This window comes from Undibacterium sp. SXout20W (assembly GCF_049340285.1).
Taxonomy (GTDB): domain Bacteria; phylum Pseudomonadota; class Gammaproteobacteria; order Burkholderiales; family Burkholderiaceae_D; genus Undibacterium.
This window is the reverse complement of sequence record NZ_JBMPPH010000021.1, coordinates 28,696-44,135: the sequence shown is the minus strand read 5'-3', so window position 1 is coordinate 44,135 and position 15,440 is coordinate 28,696. Positions and strand designations below refer to the sequence as shown.

General features: G+C 44.3%; 9 protein-coding genes. 8 read left to right on the top strand and 1 reads right to left on the bottom strand.

The annotated features are described in order from the left end of the window. Positions 1–114 precede the first annotated feature (114 nt). Entirely contained in the window at positions 115–2,871 is a 2,757-nt protein-coding gene (gene glnE, locus ACO0K1_RS12140; RefSeq protein WP_423026086.1) for a bifunctional [glutamate--ammonia ligase]-adenylyl-L-tyrosine phosphorylase/[glutamate--ammonia-ligase] adenylyltransferase, read from the bottom strand. Positions 2,872–3,239: 368 nt separating this feature from the next. Between glnE and ACO0K1_RS12135 the strand changes: the two genes are divergently transcribed. The 8 genes from ACO0K1_RS12135 to bcsA all read left to right on the top strand — a co-directional run bounded on the left by ACO0K1_RS12135 (position 3,240) and on the right by bcsA (position 15,438). Continuing rightward, entirely contained in the window at positions 3,240–7,352 is a 4,113-nt protein-coding gene (locus tag ACO0K1_RS12135; RefSeq protein ID WP_423026029.1) for a YhdP family protein, read from the top strand. Next, entirely contained in the window at positions 7,349–8,164 is an 816-nt protein-coding gene (locus tag ACO0K1_RS12130; RefSeq protein WP_423026027.1) for a carbon-nitrogen hydrolase family protein, read from the top strand. The genes ACO0K1_RS12135 and ACO0K1_RS12130 overlap by 4 nt, the downstream gene beginning before the upstream one ends. A gap of 156 nt (positions 8,165–8,320) precedes the next feature. Beyond that, positions 8,321–9,781 carry a metalloprotease TldD gene (gene tldD / locus ACO0K1_RS12125; RefSeq protein WP_423026025.1) on the top strand — a complete coding sequence of 487 codons (1,461 nt, stop codon included), beginning with the start codon at positions 8,321–8,323 and terminating at the stop codon, positions 9,779–9,781. A 122-nt stretch (positions 9,782–9,903) separates the two neighbouring features. Then, on the top strand, positions 9,904–10,671 hold the full coding sequence (gene bcsQ / locus ACO0K1_RS12120; protein WP_423026023.1) for a cellulose biosynthesis protein BcsQ: 768 nt from the start codon (positions 9,904–9,906) through the stop codon (positions 10,669–10,671). Positions 10,672–11,334: 663 nt separating this feature from the next. After that, entirely contained in the window at positions 11,335–11,826 is a 492-nt protein-coding gene (gene bcsD, locus ACO0K1_RS12115) for a cellulose biosynthesis protein BcsD (RefSeq protein WP_423026021.1), read from the top strand. 47 nt (positions 11,827–11,873) lie between these two features. Then, a complete protein-coding gene (gene bcsP, locus ACO0K1_RS12110; RefSeq protein ID WP_423026019.1) occupies positions 11,874–12,515 on the top strand; it encodes a cellulose biosynthesis protein BcsP in 642 nt (213 codons plus the stop codon). After that, positions 12,512–13,279: a cellulose biosynthesis protein BcsQ gene (gene bcsQ / locus ACO0K1_RS12105; RefSeq protein ID WP_423026017.1), complete on the top strand. Its 768-nt coding sequence runs from the start codon at positions 12,512–12,514 to the stop codon at positions 13,277–13,279. The genes bcsP and bcsQ (ACO0K1_RS12105) overlap by 4 nt, the downstream gene beginning before the upstream one ends. Next, a complete protein-coding gene (bcsA, locus tag ACO0K1_RS12100) occupies positions 13,279–15,438 on the top strand; it encodes a UDP-forming cellulose synthase catalytic subunit (RefSeq protein ID WP_423026015.1) in 2,160 nt (719 codons plus the stop codon). Before bcsQ (ACO0K1_RS12105) ends, bcsA begins: the two co-directional genes overlap by 1 nt. Positions 15,439–15,440 lie beyond the last annotated feature (2 nt).

The following is a 15,440-nucleotide window of genomic DNA, read 5'->3' as shown; positions in this document are numbered from 1 at the left end:
TCAATAATCGATGTTCAATATTGAGAATAAACCGGACTTAAGTCCGGTTTATTTTTTTAACTAAAACTAAAATTAAAAGTACAACTTAAGCTTGATTCAAGCCTGATCGCAAACTCAATCTGCTTGAATAAATAGTGTATTCCACAAACGTTTGGTTGATTCCGCTTCCTGCATTATTTTATCGTGGCTAATTCTCGCTCTGTCTTCGCCCTGAAGTCGTATTCCGTGTTGTAGTTTTCGGAACCAGCGATAGGCAATGGACGTTTGCTCAGCGAGCTGAGTATCGATTAAGCCTAACTCTCCACAGCGCTTCAACAGTGCAATATTGCCGATATTCGCCGTAAGTTGCGGAAATTGGTGCGAGTATCTGAGCACGAGATGCTGGACAATGAATTCGATATCGATCATGCCGCCCGCATCATGCTTCAAATCGAATAGATCGCTGCGATTGATATGTGCTTCGTGCATTTTTTGTCGCATGTTAAGAATTTCTCGACTCAACGCCGCTGGGTCGCGTTCTTGGCTTAGGACTTGATCTCGAATTTTCTCAAAACGTTCGCCGATATTGGCGTCACCTGCACAGTAGCGCGCGCGCGTGAGGGCCTGATGCTCCCATAACCACGCCGACTTTTCCTGGTATTTCGCAAACGACGTGACGGATGAAACGAGCAATCCACTGGCGCCATCCGGGCGAAGTGCAATGTCAATATCGAATAAAATCCCCGCTGGTGTATGGCTCGTCATCCAGGTAATAAAGCGTTGAGCTAATTTTGCATAATTGGCCGGAGCGTCCTGATCGTCATCGTCATACAAAAAAATAACGTCCAAATCGGATGCGTAACCAAGCTCTTTGCCGCCAAGTTTTCCATAGGCTATCACAGCAAACTGAGGTACCGGGCGGTGACGACTGGCGATAGTTTCCCACGCTGCCTGCATGGTGGCGGCAACGATCAGATCCGCGAGTTGTGAGAGCTCATCTGCCAGATGTTCGACACTTAATTGACCTTCCAGATCTTGGGCAAGAAGCCGGAATTGCATAGCATGATGCAGCTCGCGTAACACTTCCATTTGCCTCTCAGTGTCACCCTTGTGTTGCGCCAATTGTTGCTGAAGATCGTTCTTAAACGCCACCCAGTCTGGACGTTGATGCAATGACGATTCATCAAGTAGTTCATCCAACAAAATCGGATGGCGGGTTAAAAAAATCGCTGCCCATTCGCTTGCCCCCATCATTCTGACAACGCGTGCTAAAGCATGCGGGTATTCGGTCAGAAGAGCCAGATAGGCCGAGCGGCGTGCAATGGCCTCCATAAAGTCGAGTAGGCGATTCCAGCAAATCAAATGATTATTGTCTTGTTTCGCGATCAACGTGAGTGAGCTATTGACCAATGCGACGAGCTTGTTGCGACTGGCTTCGGAGAGCGTTTGCAATTTTGGTGAATTCCATGTCGCCGTTAATCGACGTGCTGCACTGACAGAATCAGAAAAGCCTGCTTTGCTGAGCTGTGCAGCCAGCATTTCTTCATTGTCGCTATTTGCCAGATTGCCAGCCAGTAGTTCTTGTTCTAATTCATCGTCACTATTAGCCTTGTCTTTAAACATAGCATCAAATTGCTCTGCAACAAAGGCGCGATGCGGTTGTAATTTCTCTAAAAGTTCGTCCACGTCAACGCAGCACATCATTTGTGCTATACGCAGCTGATCTTCACTATGAACTGGAAATGTATGGGTCTGCGCGTCGTCGAGATATTGTAATCTGTGTTCCAGATTACGTAAAAATGTGTATGAGTCTAGTAGTCTATGAACAATCGCTGGATCCAGAATACCTTTCTTGGCCAAGGTATTTAATGTGTTGCGGGTCGAACGATCACGTAGGTGAGCTTCTCGTCCTCCCCTGATTAATTGGAATACCTGGGCTAAAAATTCTACTTCACGTATGCCGCCCCGACCGAGTTTGACGTTGTTGCTACGCTCAGGATGTTTGGTTTCCTGGCGCACAACCTCAGCGCGAATTTGGGCATGCATTGAGCGCAATGAGTCGATCGAGCCATAATCGAGATAACGACGATAAACGAAGGGGCGAATAATTTTATCGAGTAGTGTGATATCGTCAGCTTTTCCGGTGATGGCACGCGCTTTGACCCAGGCATAACGTTCCCATTCGCGTCCCTGGATCATGAAATACTCCTCCACCATGGCAAAACTGGCGACCAGCGGTCCAGAATTGCCATTAGGTCTCAGTGCCATATCGACTCGAAAACTAAAACCATCTTCCGTTATTTCAGAAATTGCAGCGATGAGTTTTTTACCTAAGCGGCTAAAAAATTCATGATTTGATAAACATCGTTGCTTTTCGTTAATAATCTTTGTTTCGCCATCTTCGGCGTAACAAAAAATCAAATCGATGTCAGAGGATACATTGAGTTCGTATCCACCCAGCTTTCCCATGCCCAAAACGATCAATTCTTGCTCTGTGCCACTATCCTCTCCGATCGGAACGCCATGCGTTTCGCACAGTTCTGCATGTAACGCCTTTAGATGATTCACTACAACAAAATCTGCAAATTCGCTGATTGTCGTTACTACTTCGTTTAAATCTGCTTTATTTTCCAGGTCGCGCTTGATTAATGTACAAATAACCAGGTTGCGTAGGCGCCGCATTGCTTTGTTGAGACTGGCGCCAGTTAACATTTCTTTTTGTAAAATTTGAGCAAAAGTAGCTGGGGTCAAGGATAATCTCGACATTTCCTCTAATATCGATTTTCGTTCCACGGCGCCTTCCAGCCAACGTTGTAAAAAACGCGATGCGGTAACGGAAGCGAAAGAAGTCGAAGAAGAAGTTGTCATATTGTTTTTTTGTTCAGAATTTATAGTGTGAAGCGTCAGTTTAATTTTAAGGCATCTATTACTTTCTGGTTCGCATTTGTTAATGATGCAATGAAGTTATCAGATAGATTTCATATACTCTACGTAGTAATGACCAACAGGTGTTTTTTCCCAAAGATGCACTTTAGCCAAATCAATATTTTTAGAAAATAATAGGGGAGTATATTGAAAGTAAGGGATCGATCAGTGACTTCGATGTTCGTTAATGCAGTAAAGAGCCACTGCCCATAATGACGACGGAAACTCCTGCGTCTGTGAATAAAAAAGCCGAGATTGCACCTCAGAAACAAGGGCAATTTTGGTACAGATTGAAGCGTCTTTTTAAGCACACAACACATGCTTGTAGCACATGCATGTGGTTCCTCGTGCGTGCGTTGGTCGTTGTTTATTTTATTTTTTGTGGTCTGCTGTTAGGGCTGCGTTACCTTGTCTTACCGAACGTTGTTAAATACAAGCCAGAAATAGAAAAAATGATGGGACAGGCGCTGGGACGCGATTTACATATCGCCTCGCTTCAAGCGTCGTGGCATGGTCTCAATCCACGCCTGGAGCTAAAAAATGTTGTATTGTTAGATCGTCAAGGTCAACCAGCGCTGACTTTACCTGAAGTGAATACGACACTGTCTTGGCTTTCCTTTGCAGTTGCTGATTTACGATTTCAAACTATTGAGCTTAACCAACCTGACTTGGATGTCGCCCGAGATGCAAACGGGAAATTATATGTTGCAGGGTTCCTTGTTGAAACAAACGAAGTAAAAAGCCAAAAAAATGAGGGTAAAGGGTTGGATTGGCTGCTGTCACAACATCAAATCATCATTCGTAATGGTTCAGTGCGCTGGCATGACCACTTATTGAATGCACCAGAACTCAAACTCAACAAACTCAATTTTATTCTCCAAAATAGATGGCGGCACCACCAATTTGCCTTACGCGCAACGCCTGAATCAGTGGTTGCGGCACCTTTAGATATTCGTGGTGATTTGCAACATAAGCCATTTGCAAAAAAGCTCTCTGACATTGCAGTGTGGAGCGGTGATGTTTATGCTGACCTGAAGCAAGCAGATCTGCATGCACTTAAATCTTATATTGATTACCCCGCACAACTCGACAAAGGCTATGGATCGGTCCGTTCGTGGTTACATCTGGATGCTGGCCGGATTGCCGATTTTACGACTGATTTAAGCTTGTCTGATGTGTTGGGGCGGTTTTCTGCTGATTTGCCTGAGCTTGATATGGCCGAAATTCGTGGTCGAATATCTGTCGCAGAGAAAGCGGATTTGGGTAAAAAATACCTGCCCTCTATTTTCGGTAAGGCCGGGCACTCAATTTCTATTAGTGGCTTTTCTATGCTTGCCCGTGACGGCTCGATTTTGCCAGCAACGACGATCACCGAAAGTTTTACTCCAGGATTAAAAGGGCAAGCTGAGAGTGTCGAGCTTTACGCCAAATATTTAGATTTGCAGATCTTAGCCAGTTTTGCCACACACTTACCATTGCCTTCCGATCAGAGGCAAATGTTGCGCGATTTTTCGCCAACCGGTCAACTCAAAGAATTTACTGCGGTATGGCAAGGTAGTTATCCAAATATATCCGCATATAAAGTCAAAGGCTTATTTCATAATCTTTCTATGCTGGCGCAACCAGCACAATTGGCAATTCCAAAAACAAGTACGACGGCTGGTAAAGCTGCAGTGCCTGCAATTCCGGGCTTCGATCATTTATCAGGTAGTCTGGATGCGAGTGATAAAGGTGGACGTTTTGTATTGGATTCTAGTGATTTGTCTTTGAAATTGAGCAGTTACTTCGTTGATCCTGTGATGCCTTTTAGTCGCTTGCAAATGCAGGCAAATTGGCAATTCGGTCAGAACGATAAACTGATTTTTCAGATCGAACAAATGGAAGCGCAGCAGGACAAAATGCATCTGAGTCTTAGCGGCAAGCATGTCTTGAATATGCGTAAGTCAGCGATTTCGCAACCTGGCGACGCCGATATTAGTGCACATATAACCGGTTTTGATCTTAAAGAATTAGATCGGTATATCCCTGCTGCAACGCAATCTGATTTACGTAATTGGTTGATTAAGGGCATCTTGGATGGTGTTGCTGATAATGTGAATGTGCGTCTTAAAGGTGATCTTGCCTATTTCCCATTTGCAGCCAATGATATTAAAGCGCGCAGCAAAGGTGAGTTCTTAGTCAAAGGGAATCTCATTGGCGCCAAGCTCGATTTTACGGCAGGAGCCCTGTCCGATACTGGTAACTCTCCTTTATGGCCGTTCATTGATGATATTCAAGGGAGTTTTGTATTTGACCGCAGTCGTATGGAAATTGACGGTAACTCCGGCAAGACATTGAGTGCCGATTTGCGAAATGTGAAGGCAATTATTCCAGATTTGTTAAGTCGCAATCCCATACTAACTATTGATGGCAATGTTACGAGTAACTTGCAAACGATGCTGTCCTACGTCAGTGCAAGCCCAGTCGATGTTTGGTTAGGCCATTTTTTAAGGGAAGCGAAGGCAGGTTCAAATGCTAACCTGCGTCTTAAGCTGCAGCTGCCTTTGCAGCATATTCTGGACACTAAGGTTTGGGGCACATTGCAGTTTGCGAACAATGAAGTGCAGTTACAGCCTGAAATTCCGTTGGTGACGAATATCAATGGCAAGCTTGATTTCAATGAGCGTGGTATGAACATTGATATGATCAAGGCAAATACATTGGGCGGCCCTGTTGTGATTTCAGGCGGCACTCAAAAGGATAGTAGTATCCGCATTCGACTTGATGGAACGGCAACCGGTGATGGTCTGGTGCAATATTTGCCCGCGAATCTGCGCCCACATCTAAAGGATAAAATCAGTGGTGCTGCGCGATATTCCGCAATGATCGGCGTTAGGCAGGAACAACCTGAAATTACAATCGAATCCGCATTGCAAGGTCTAGGATTGAATTTCCCAGCACCATTGCGAAAAAATACCAGCGAGATGCTTCCATTGCGTATCGATTTGTCGCCAGTAATAAATAACTTGGGTAAAGCTTCGCCATTCAATCAAGATGAATTACGTATCCAGTTAGGCACTATCTTGCGCGCCAGATATCGGCGCCAAAAGTCGATTGAGCATGATGCTGAGTGGAAGATTTTATCCGGTGGGATTGGGGTTAATCTGCCAGCACCAGAGCCTGAAAAAGGCTTAGCGGTTAATATAGATACTAAAGTTCTCAATGTTGATGATTGGCGAAATTTGTTGAATTCAGCGTCGGGTGGAACGTCAACTGCCGATTCAAATTCAACGACTACCGCAACAGCATTCGATCTTAGTCCTTACCTCGAGGCAGATACTTTAGCCGTGCGCACAGGTCAATTGCAGATTTTTGACAAGCAACTTGATAACGTTGTGTTGGGGCTATCGCATCAAAACAAGGTCTGGCAAGCGAATATTGATGCCAAACAAATAACAGGGCATTTAAATTGGAGTGAGGGTAGTAACGGCAAAAATATTGGTAGTGTTTCAGCAAGGTTAAGCCAATTGAGTATTCCACAATCTGCGGCATCAGATGTCAGTGATTTGTTAGCTGGTAAAACCATTGGAACACAAATCCCTGGTTTGGACATCATTGCGGATAATTTCGAGCTGTTTAATAAAAAAATGGGACGCCTGGAGTTGCAGGCAAGTAATCAGATCAATGCTGGAGTCAGTGAATGGCAATTGCATAAGGTCGCTTTAAAAAATCCTGATGCTGAATTGAAAGCAAGTGGAAAATGGATCAGTCGCGACGGTGCTGGAACGACACAACTCGATTACGTGTTGGAAATCGCGAACACTGGGCAATTGTTAGATCGTCTAGGTTTCCTAAATGTGATGCGTGGAGGTCGGGGTAAGCTTGATGGCAGCCTTAAATGGGAAGGGCTACCATTTTATCTTGATATTCCTAGCTTAAGCGGCAAAATTGAGTTGGATTTAGCTGCCGGACAGTTTTTAAAAGTAGACCCCGGAGCGGCAAAGCTCCTCGGCGTATTAAGTATGCAATCTTTGCCGCGGCGCCTGACGCTAGATTTTAGAGATGTATTTTCGGAAGGTTTTGCCTTTGACGCTATTACTGGTTCAGCACAGATTGAGCAAGGAACCGCCAAAACCGATAACCTTAAAATGCGCGGGGTAAGTGCCACAGTATTGATGGGAGGGACAGCGGATATTGCGCATGAGACGCAACAAATGCAAGTAGCGGTCATTCCTGTGGTCAATGCTGGTGCTGCTTCTGTCGTGTATGGTTTGGCTGTCAATCCTGTTATTGGTCTGGGAACGTTCCTGGCACAATTATTTTTACGTGAACCGCTCGCTAGAGCTTTTACTTTTGAATACACAATTAGCGGCGCGTGGTCGGCGCCCTTGGTGACGAAAGTAGATCATCAGCAAGCGCTCGATGCAGCTAATGCCTTAAAGCACAGCACAACTAAGAAGGGTGAATGATGAAAGTCGCAGCGATACAAATGGTTTCTACACCTGACGTTAAAGAAAACCTGGCGACTGCAAAGCGCCTTTTAACGACAGCAGCTGAAAGTGGTGCTGAATTGTTACTGCTGCCGGAATACTGGCCGTTAATGGGAATGCAGGAAACCGACAAGCTCAATATTGCAGAATCACCCGGACACGGAGAATTGCAAAATTTTTTAGGCGATATGGCACGTAGTCTGAACGTCTGCATTATTGGTGGCAGCATTCCTTTGCGCTCACCGGTCGAAGGTAAGGTGTTAAACACGACACTCGTGTTTGATGCTCAAGGCAAAGTCGATGCTTGCTATGATAAAGTACATTTATTTGGCTTTCATAAAGGCGCTGAGTCTTACGAGGAGTCGCGTACGATCACTGCTGGTGACAAAGTGGTCACTGTCGAGACTCGAATTGGCCGTGTTGGTTTGTCAATTTGTTATGACTTGCGTTTTCCTGAGTTATATCGAGCGATGGGAGAGTGCGCATTGATCGTGGTACCTTCTGCTTTCACCTACACGACAGGGCAAGCTCACTGGGAAATTTTGTTGCGCGCACGCGCAATTGAAAATCAATGTTATGTGCTCGCTGCGGCGCAAGGTGGTAAGCATGTCAATGGTCGGCGCACTTGGGGACATAGCGTGCTGATTGACCCTTGGGGGAAGATAGTGTCGGAACTCGCTGAAGGTGAGGGTGTGGTTTTTGGTGATATCGATACGAACCTGATTCAGAATATCAGAGAAAGTTTGCCAGCTTTAAGGCACAGAAGAATTCAATCTTCTGGTTTGTCGTAAAATGATTGCAACAATTTTTCTGCCTAAATAGTGTAAATTAGATTGCACGAAATGAGTGGCGCTATATTGGCGCACCGAGATCAATGCAAATTCGGTACTCGGAGCTTGGATTTAATATAATGCAAAATTGCATTTTTTTAGTATTGGTTTGTACCCATGATTCTACCTGATTCGCCTTTGAGTCACTTGGCAATAGCCCGTGATGTGTTGTTGACGCCATTTGGCTTGGATGAACATCGTTTGTCCAAAGTGTTGGGTTCGATGTTCACACATCGTGTTGATTACGCCGATTTGTATTTTCAATTTACCCGTAGCGAAGGATGGAGTCTTGAGGAAGGCATCGTTAAAACCGGTAGCTTCTCAATAGACCAGGGCGTCGGCGTACGCGCTATTTCTGGTGATAAAACAGCGTTTGCTTACTCTGACGAAATTTCAGAAAAAGCCTTGTTTGACGCCGCTAAAGCCACTCGTACGATAGCGACCCAGGGTAACGGAAAAATTAAAGTCGCTTCATCTTTTCAAGCAGGTAATGGTCGTGATTTATATTTACGTGATGACCCTTTACATTCTCTGGACGCCAATCAAAAAGTGTTGTTACTTGAGCGGATAGAAAAAATTGCACGCGCAAAAGATCCACGTATTGTCCAGGTGATGGCAGGCTTGGCTGGTGAATATGACGTTGTACTTGTCGCTCGCAGCGATGGGTTAATTGCTGCTGATATTCGTCCGCTAGTGCGCATTTCAGTGACGGTTATCGCAGAGCAAAACGGTCGCCGCGAAACTGGTTCGAGCGGCGGCGGTGGACGCTATGATTACTCCTATTTTTCCGATGTGTTGCTTGAACAGTATGCAGACGAAGCAGTCAAATCAGCATTGGTTAATTTGGATGCACGCCCAGCACCTGCGGGCCCAATGACCGTGGTACTCGGGCCAGGATGGCCAGGGGTTTTATTGCACGAAGCAATTGGACACGGTTTGGAAGGCGATTTTAATCGTAAAGGCTCAAGTACTTTCTCAGGACGTATCGGACAACGAGTAGCCGCCAGAGGCGTGACAGTGGTAGATGACGGTACCATGCAGAGCCGCCGTGGTTCTTTGAATATCGACGATGAAGGTAATCCAACGCAATGTAGTACTTTGATTGAAGACGGTATCCTCAAGGGATATATGCAAGATACGATGAATGCGCGTTTAATGAAAATGCATGTGACGGGTAATGCTCGTCGCGAGTCGTTTGCGCATCTTCCTATGCCGCGTATGACAAACACCTATATGCTGGCAGGTGATAAAGATCCGGAAGAAATTTTGGCTTCAGTAAAAAATGGGCTATATGCAGTGAATTTTGGCGGCGGTCAGGTTGACATAACGAATGGAAAATTTGTATTTTCTGCCAGTGAAGCTTATATGATCGAAAATGGCAAAATTACGTATCCTGTGAAGGGTGCGACCTTAATTGGCAATGGGCCTGAAGTATTGAATCATGTTTCAATGATCGGTAATGATTTGCGTCTTGATTCTGGTATCGGCGTATGTGGTAAAGAAGGTCAAAGCCTCCCAGTTGGCGTAGGTCAGCCGAGTTTGCGAATCGAAAGTTTAACAGTTGGCGGAACCGCATGATTGAACAAAAGTCGCGAGCTTCATTTGAATTCTATGCGACTTCAACTTAGATCATTTGATCGCTGATCGCTGATCGACCGTCGAATAACTTTTTGAAATCGTCATTTATTTGGACTATACCCATGTTTGTAATTGCCGTTGTCTCAGCCAAAGGTGGCGTAGGTAAGACTACAATATCAGCAAATCTTGGTGCTGGTATTGCACAGACAGGACGTCCGACCTTGATTATTGATCTTGATCCACAAAATGCGATGCAATGGCATTTGGGTGGATTAAGTCAAAACGACTGTAAAGGTATTAGTAGTTTAATTGACTCGCATCGTGGTCTTGCTGAAGTGACTCATCCTAGCCCCTTTGGTGTTAATTTCACGCCATACGGCAATGGCGGCGAGGCAGTCAGGATCAATTTTGAAGCAACGCTGGAGAGGCAGAAAGATTGGCTCATCAATCAATTGCGCAGTGCCAAGCTTCACCCAGATACTGTGGTCATTTTAGATACGCCACCTGGGCCCTCGGTCTATTTGAGACAAGCAGTGCGCGCCGCTAATTTTTTGTTAGTTGTGATGTTGGCCGATGCTGGCTCTTACTCTACTTTACCTGAGATGGAAGAACTAATCTCATCCTATTCACGTAGCGCAAAAAAGCGAATTGGCTCGGCATATATTATTAACCAAGCAGCGAAACGCCAACTCGCTCAGGATGTCATTGCGCTATTTTCTAATCGACTTGGTAATCGCTTAGTGCCATATGCGATCCCGGAAAGTCCCGAAGTCGAGGAAGCATTGGCGTTCGAACGTCCAATTCTTGCCTATAAACCATCTAATGCCGCTGCAGAAAATCTACAGGCAATTGCTAAATGGATCCTTACGGGTCTTAAAGGAAAAGCTTGAGTCATTACTGAGTCAATTTACCGGATGAAGATTCAAGTGGAATAAAAAATACTGTTAAGCAATTAAAAAGAATCGTAATTTTATGGAAATTTTTTTTGCTTAAGCTTCATTTTTTTACTTAACTTGACGTTAAGTTGCTAATCTTAGTCAGACGACTTATTGTTTTTTTTAACATTTTCATTGTCGATTTTTTTCGCCAATGTATTTGTTGTTTTGCTATTCTAAAAATAGAAAATGACAAAAAAATAGCCCGAATGTCATTTTCTTTTGATATCTGATAACTAATTATTGAATTAATATTAATTATCGTCAGTATTCATGTTTAAATAAAACACATATTTTGTTATTTGCATTGCTAAGGCCTAGAGTAATGTGATGTAATTTTTAAACTATGTTGGAAATCGGAAATAAAAAATTCACATTGGTTTAATTTTTTATTTTTTTAACAATTAATCCTTACTTTGCTAGCTTCAAGACGATAACCTAAAAGTTCTTATTTGCACTATTTCTCTTACAAATTGTTACTTTTATATATTGTTGACATTTCGGTATCGAAGGTGAGTAGACTATCAATAAGACGTGGTGATACAGTGCCAACCAATTAAGATTGATTGATAAATACATAAAATTTAGTTCCAGAAAAGTATAAGGAAGTGTGCATCTATGTCGACAGCAAATGCTAAATATTACGAAAACCAACAATGCTCTATTCAATGGAGAGCGTTTTTGAAGGCGTTTTCGGCTGAGTTTGCATCTAAAGGCGATGTTAAAGATTTACGTGCCTTCATGCATCAATTAGGACGAACTATGGCATCGGAATTTTCAATTGGCGATGGTAGTAGCTTGTTGGCATTAGAAGCAGGCATGAATCACGTGTGGACTCTACTGAATTGGGGCTGGGCGGAAGTGATTGAAGAGACGGATAGTTTGGTCATCGCTCATCATGCCTCGCCTTTAAAGGTTGCCTTTGGTGCCGACGCATTAGAATGGTCCCCGGCTCTACTCGAAGGTATTTATTCTCAATGGTTTGACGGTTTGGGAATGGACAAAGCATTGCGCTTGACCCAACGTGGTGCTGTTTTGGAAGATGGGCAATTGTTTATTTACGAGTTGAAAAAGCAACTTGAAGAGCCGTCTTATTTCACGCGTCGTTGAATTCAAACAATGACGCACTTGGAAATTACAAAGGACTGGTGAAAATTATGGATGATGACGTTAAAAATCTTTTTCAAGAATTTGGGCAAACTACTAATTCGTACCAAGAGATTAATCGCGACATTGATAGCGAACAAGCAAAACAACGTTGGCCGCTTTTGCGCGATGTCAGAGTCACTGAAGTGCCAGAAAATTTCACTCATGGCGCTGACGGCGTTAGTTACGGCGCTCCAGTTAATGAAGAATTAGCAGCGACTTATAATCCGCCGTCCGCTCCGGTTCTCAAAGTTCGACCACCTGCCGAGAATGTAACTCCATCAATCATTAATCAACAAGTGCATACTTCGTCAGCAGATTCAACTATCGGCGCAGATCAATTTGCTGCCAAAACTGACTTAAAGAAGGTGCCAGTTTTAAATTTTAATACTGCTTCAAGTGTGTTTCAAGGTGACGAGCGACAACTCGAAGTCGATGCCAGACCAGTCGGCTATTCGGCTGCCCAGACTTTTACTTCTGAGACTTCTGCTGATGGGAGTTCGAAAGGATTATTTTCTAGTGGTAATTCTTCCCTATCTGCAAAAACGCAATCTGTGGGTGATGTATTCAGACGATTAGTGAATCAAAAGGAACCAGTGCACGGCAATGAGTCGCCGGTTAATTCATTTTTTAAAAAAATATTTAGGCCATGAGGGTAGTCGCTGTTATTTCTCCAAAAGGGGGAGTGGGCAAAACGACGGTAACTGCGAACCTTGCGGTCTCGTTGGCACGTCTCGGCGCACGAATTACTGTTGTTGACCTTGATCCTCAAAATGCCCTCAGGTTACATTTTGGCATGGCTCACGATGATCCAACTGGGATCGGTTCGCGTGATTTGCTGAATGGGCAATGGCAATATGCGTTGCACGAAAGTAGCTATGGCGTTGATTTTTTGCCTTACGGAACAGTGGATGAAAGGCAGCGGGAAATATTTGAACATAGAATTAAATCAAATCCTGACTGGCTATTGACTCACTTAAATACTTTACGATTGGACGACACTGACGTGGTACTGATCGATACACCGCCTGGGCCCAGCATGTATTTGCAACAAGTACTAAAAGTCGCCAATATTGCGGTGGTTGTTCTCAAACCCGATGCTGCGTCCTATTCGACAGTGCCTTCCATTGAATCCTTAATTCAGCATTACACCGAAGGCCGCAAAGATTTTCTAGGATACTGCTATTTGTTAAATCAAATGGATGCATCGAAACAACTTTGCCGTGATGTATTTGGTATGTTACGTTCTAATTTGGGCGTGAAATTTGTTCCTTTTGCAATACACCGCGATGAGGCCGTCAGTGAGGCGCTGGCTTGTCAGACGCCCGTTTCGTACTATGCACAGCACAGTTCTGCAACGCAGGATGTGCAGTATTTTACGACTTGGTTGCAGAGAAACTTTGGACTGGTTGACTAATGCGTTCAATACTTAACTCTCGTTATTTGTATGGCCGACTTAATGAGTTTGGCCTGTCTATGGTCAATTGGCCCGGCTGGGAACTCAAGATTCCACGTGCGATTTCCTTGCTTGCTGCGGCTCTTCTGTTTTGGGCTGCAATAAGTGTGCCTATGGAGTTGCCGTTACAAGCTTTGTTTTCTACCATTGTTTTCTTATCTGCACTTTACTTGCGGCGCTACACAGGGACTTTGATTTCTTTGATCATGGTCATGTTTTCTGTTAGTGCTACAAGTCGTTATATTTACTGGCGCATTAATTACACGATTGATACCGAAAATCCGCTGGATTTGTTTTTTGCTCTCGTTTTAGTTCTGGCGGAAGTATATGCGTGGCTAGTATTGATACTGGGATATTTGCAAACAGCGTGGCCACTTAAGCGCAAGCCGGTCATGATGCCGGCTGACACATCTACGTGGCCGACCATTGATTTGTTCATCCCAACATATAACGAAGATTTAAGTGTTGTTAAGCCAACGGTAATGGCTGCAATGGGAATTGATTGGCCGCCAGAGAAATTGAATATTGTGATTTTGGATGATGGTAGACGGCCTGAATTTGCTGAATTTGCTGCAAATATTGGTGTGCAGTGCTTTACTCGTGACGACAACAGATATGCAAAAGCCGGCAACATTAATGCTGCTTTAAGTCGAACAAATGGCGAATATGTCGCAATTTTCGATTGCGATCACATGCCTACGCGGTCATTTTTGCAGTATACGATGGGCTGGTTCTTGATTGACCCTAAGTTATCAATGGTACAAACACCCCATCACTTTCTGTCACCTGATCCATTTGAACGTAATTTGCAAACGTTTCGCCATGTCCCGAACGAAGGTGAGCTTTTCTATGGTTTGATTCAAGATGGGAATGACCTTTGGAATGCGACGTTCTTTTGTGGTTCATGTGCCATCTTGCGCAGGAGCTGCCTTGATGAGATTGGAGGGATTGCAGTCGAGACGGTTACTGAAGATGCTCACACAGCATTAAAAATGCAAAGACTGGGTTACAACACGGCCTATCTGTCTTTGCCGCAAGCAGCAGGTTTAGCAACTGAAAGTTTATCTGCTCACGTCGGACAACGGATTCGCTGGGCGCGCGGTATGGCGCAGATTTTCCGGATTGATAATCCCTTGTTTGGTAAAGGCTTGAGTTTCGGTCAGCGTCTTTGTTATAGCAATGCAATGTTGCATTTTTTCTATGGCTTGCCTCGGATGGTGTTTTTGCTGGCGCCAATCGCCTACTTATTTTTTGAAGTGCACATTATCAAGGCATCTGCCCTGTCGATTGCCGCCTATTCATTGCCCCATTTGATGCATGCCAACCTGACAAACTCACGGATTCAGGGAGAGCATCGACATTCATTTTGGGCTGAAGTCTATGAGGCGACCCTGGCCTGGTACATTTTCCGACCTACTCTTGTGGCTTTGATCGATCCTAAGGCTGGTACCTTTAATGTGACGGCGAAAGGTGGTTTAGTTCAGGAAGAACATTTTGACTGGTCCATTTCCAAGCCTTACCTCGTCATGTTGGTGTTGAATGTGGTTGGCTTTATGATCGGTATTGGACGGGCAATTTGGTGGAATACCTATGAGCTTGACACCGTTATTTTGAATATGCTGTGGACCATTTATAACCTGGTTATCCTTGGTGCAACGTTGGCGGTTGCGACTGAATCGAAACAGGTTCGTCGTACGCATCGTGTACGTGCTTTGCTAAATGCAACCTTACGATTACCTAATGGGCATTCCATTGTTTGCCAGACAGAAGATTTTTCCATGGGCGGCATGTCGTTAAAAGTGCCTGACGGTTTCTCCATGCAGAAAGACGAAGAACTCATGGTTTCTTTATACGGAACAAATGGAGAATGTTTGTTCCCCTCTAAAGTTATCTTTGCCAAGAAAAACGTATTAAGTGTACAGTTTTTGGATTTAAGTTTACAGCAGCAAAAAGATTTAATTAGTTGCACAGTTGGGCGCGCGGACGTCTGGTTGAATTGGTCTGACAACCGCGATATTGATCATCCCTTAAACGGATTGAGGGAAATTGCTTTTCATAGTTTGCAGGGGTTCGTCAGGTTTGGCGATGGACTAAGGCAATATTGGGGGAAGAAGTCTTAGCA

Coding starts and splice junctions, on each gene's coding strand:
- bcsP (WP_423026019.1), top strand. CDS start 11,874: ATGGATGATGACGTTAAAAATCTTTTTCAAGAATTTGGGCAAACTACT.
- ACO0K1_RS12135 (WP_423026029.1), top strand. CDS start 3,240: ATGTGGTTCCTCGTGCGTGCGTTGGTCGTTGTTTATTTTATTTTTTGT.
- bcsQ (WP_423026017.1), top strand. CDS start 12,512: ATGAGGGTAGTCGCTGTTATTTCTCCAAAAGGGGGAGTGGGCAAAACG.
- bcsA (WP_423026015.1), top strand. CDS start 13,279: ATGCGTTCAATACTTAACTCTCGTTATTTGTATGGCCGACTTAATGAG.
- bcsD (WP_423026021.1), top strand. CDS start 11,335: ATGTCGACAGCAAATGCTAAATATTACGAAAACCAACAATGCTCTATT.
- bcsQ (WP_423026023.1), top strand. CDS start 9,904: ATGTTTGTAATTGCCGTTGTCTCAGCCAAAGGTGGCGTAGGTAAGACT.
- ACO0K1_RS12130 (WP_423026027.1), top strand. CDS start 7,349: ATGATGAAAGTCGCAGCGATACAAATGGTTTCTACACCTGACGTTAAA.
- tldD (WP_423026025.1), top strand. CDS start 8,321: ATGATTCTACCTGATTCGCCTTTGAGTCACTTGGCAATAGCCCGTGAT.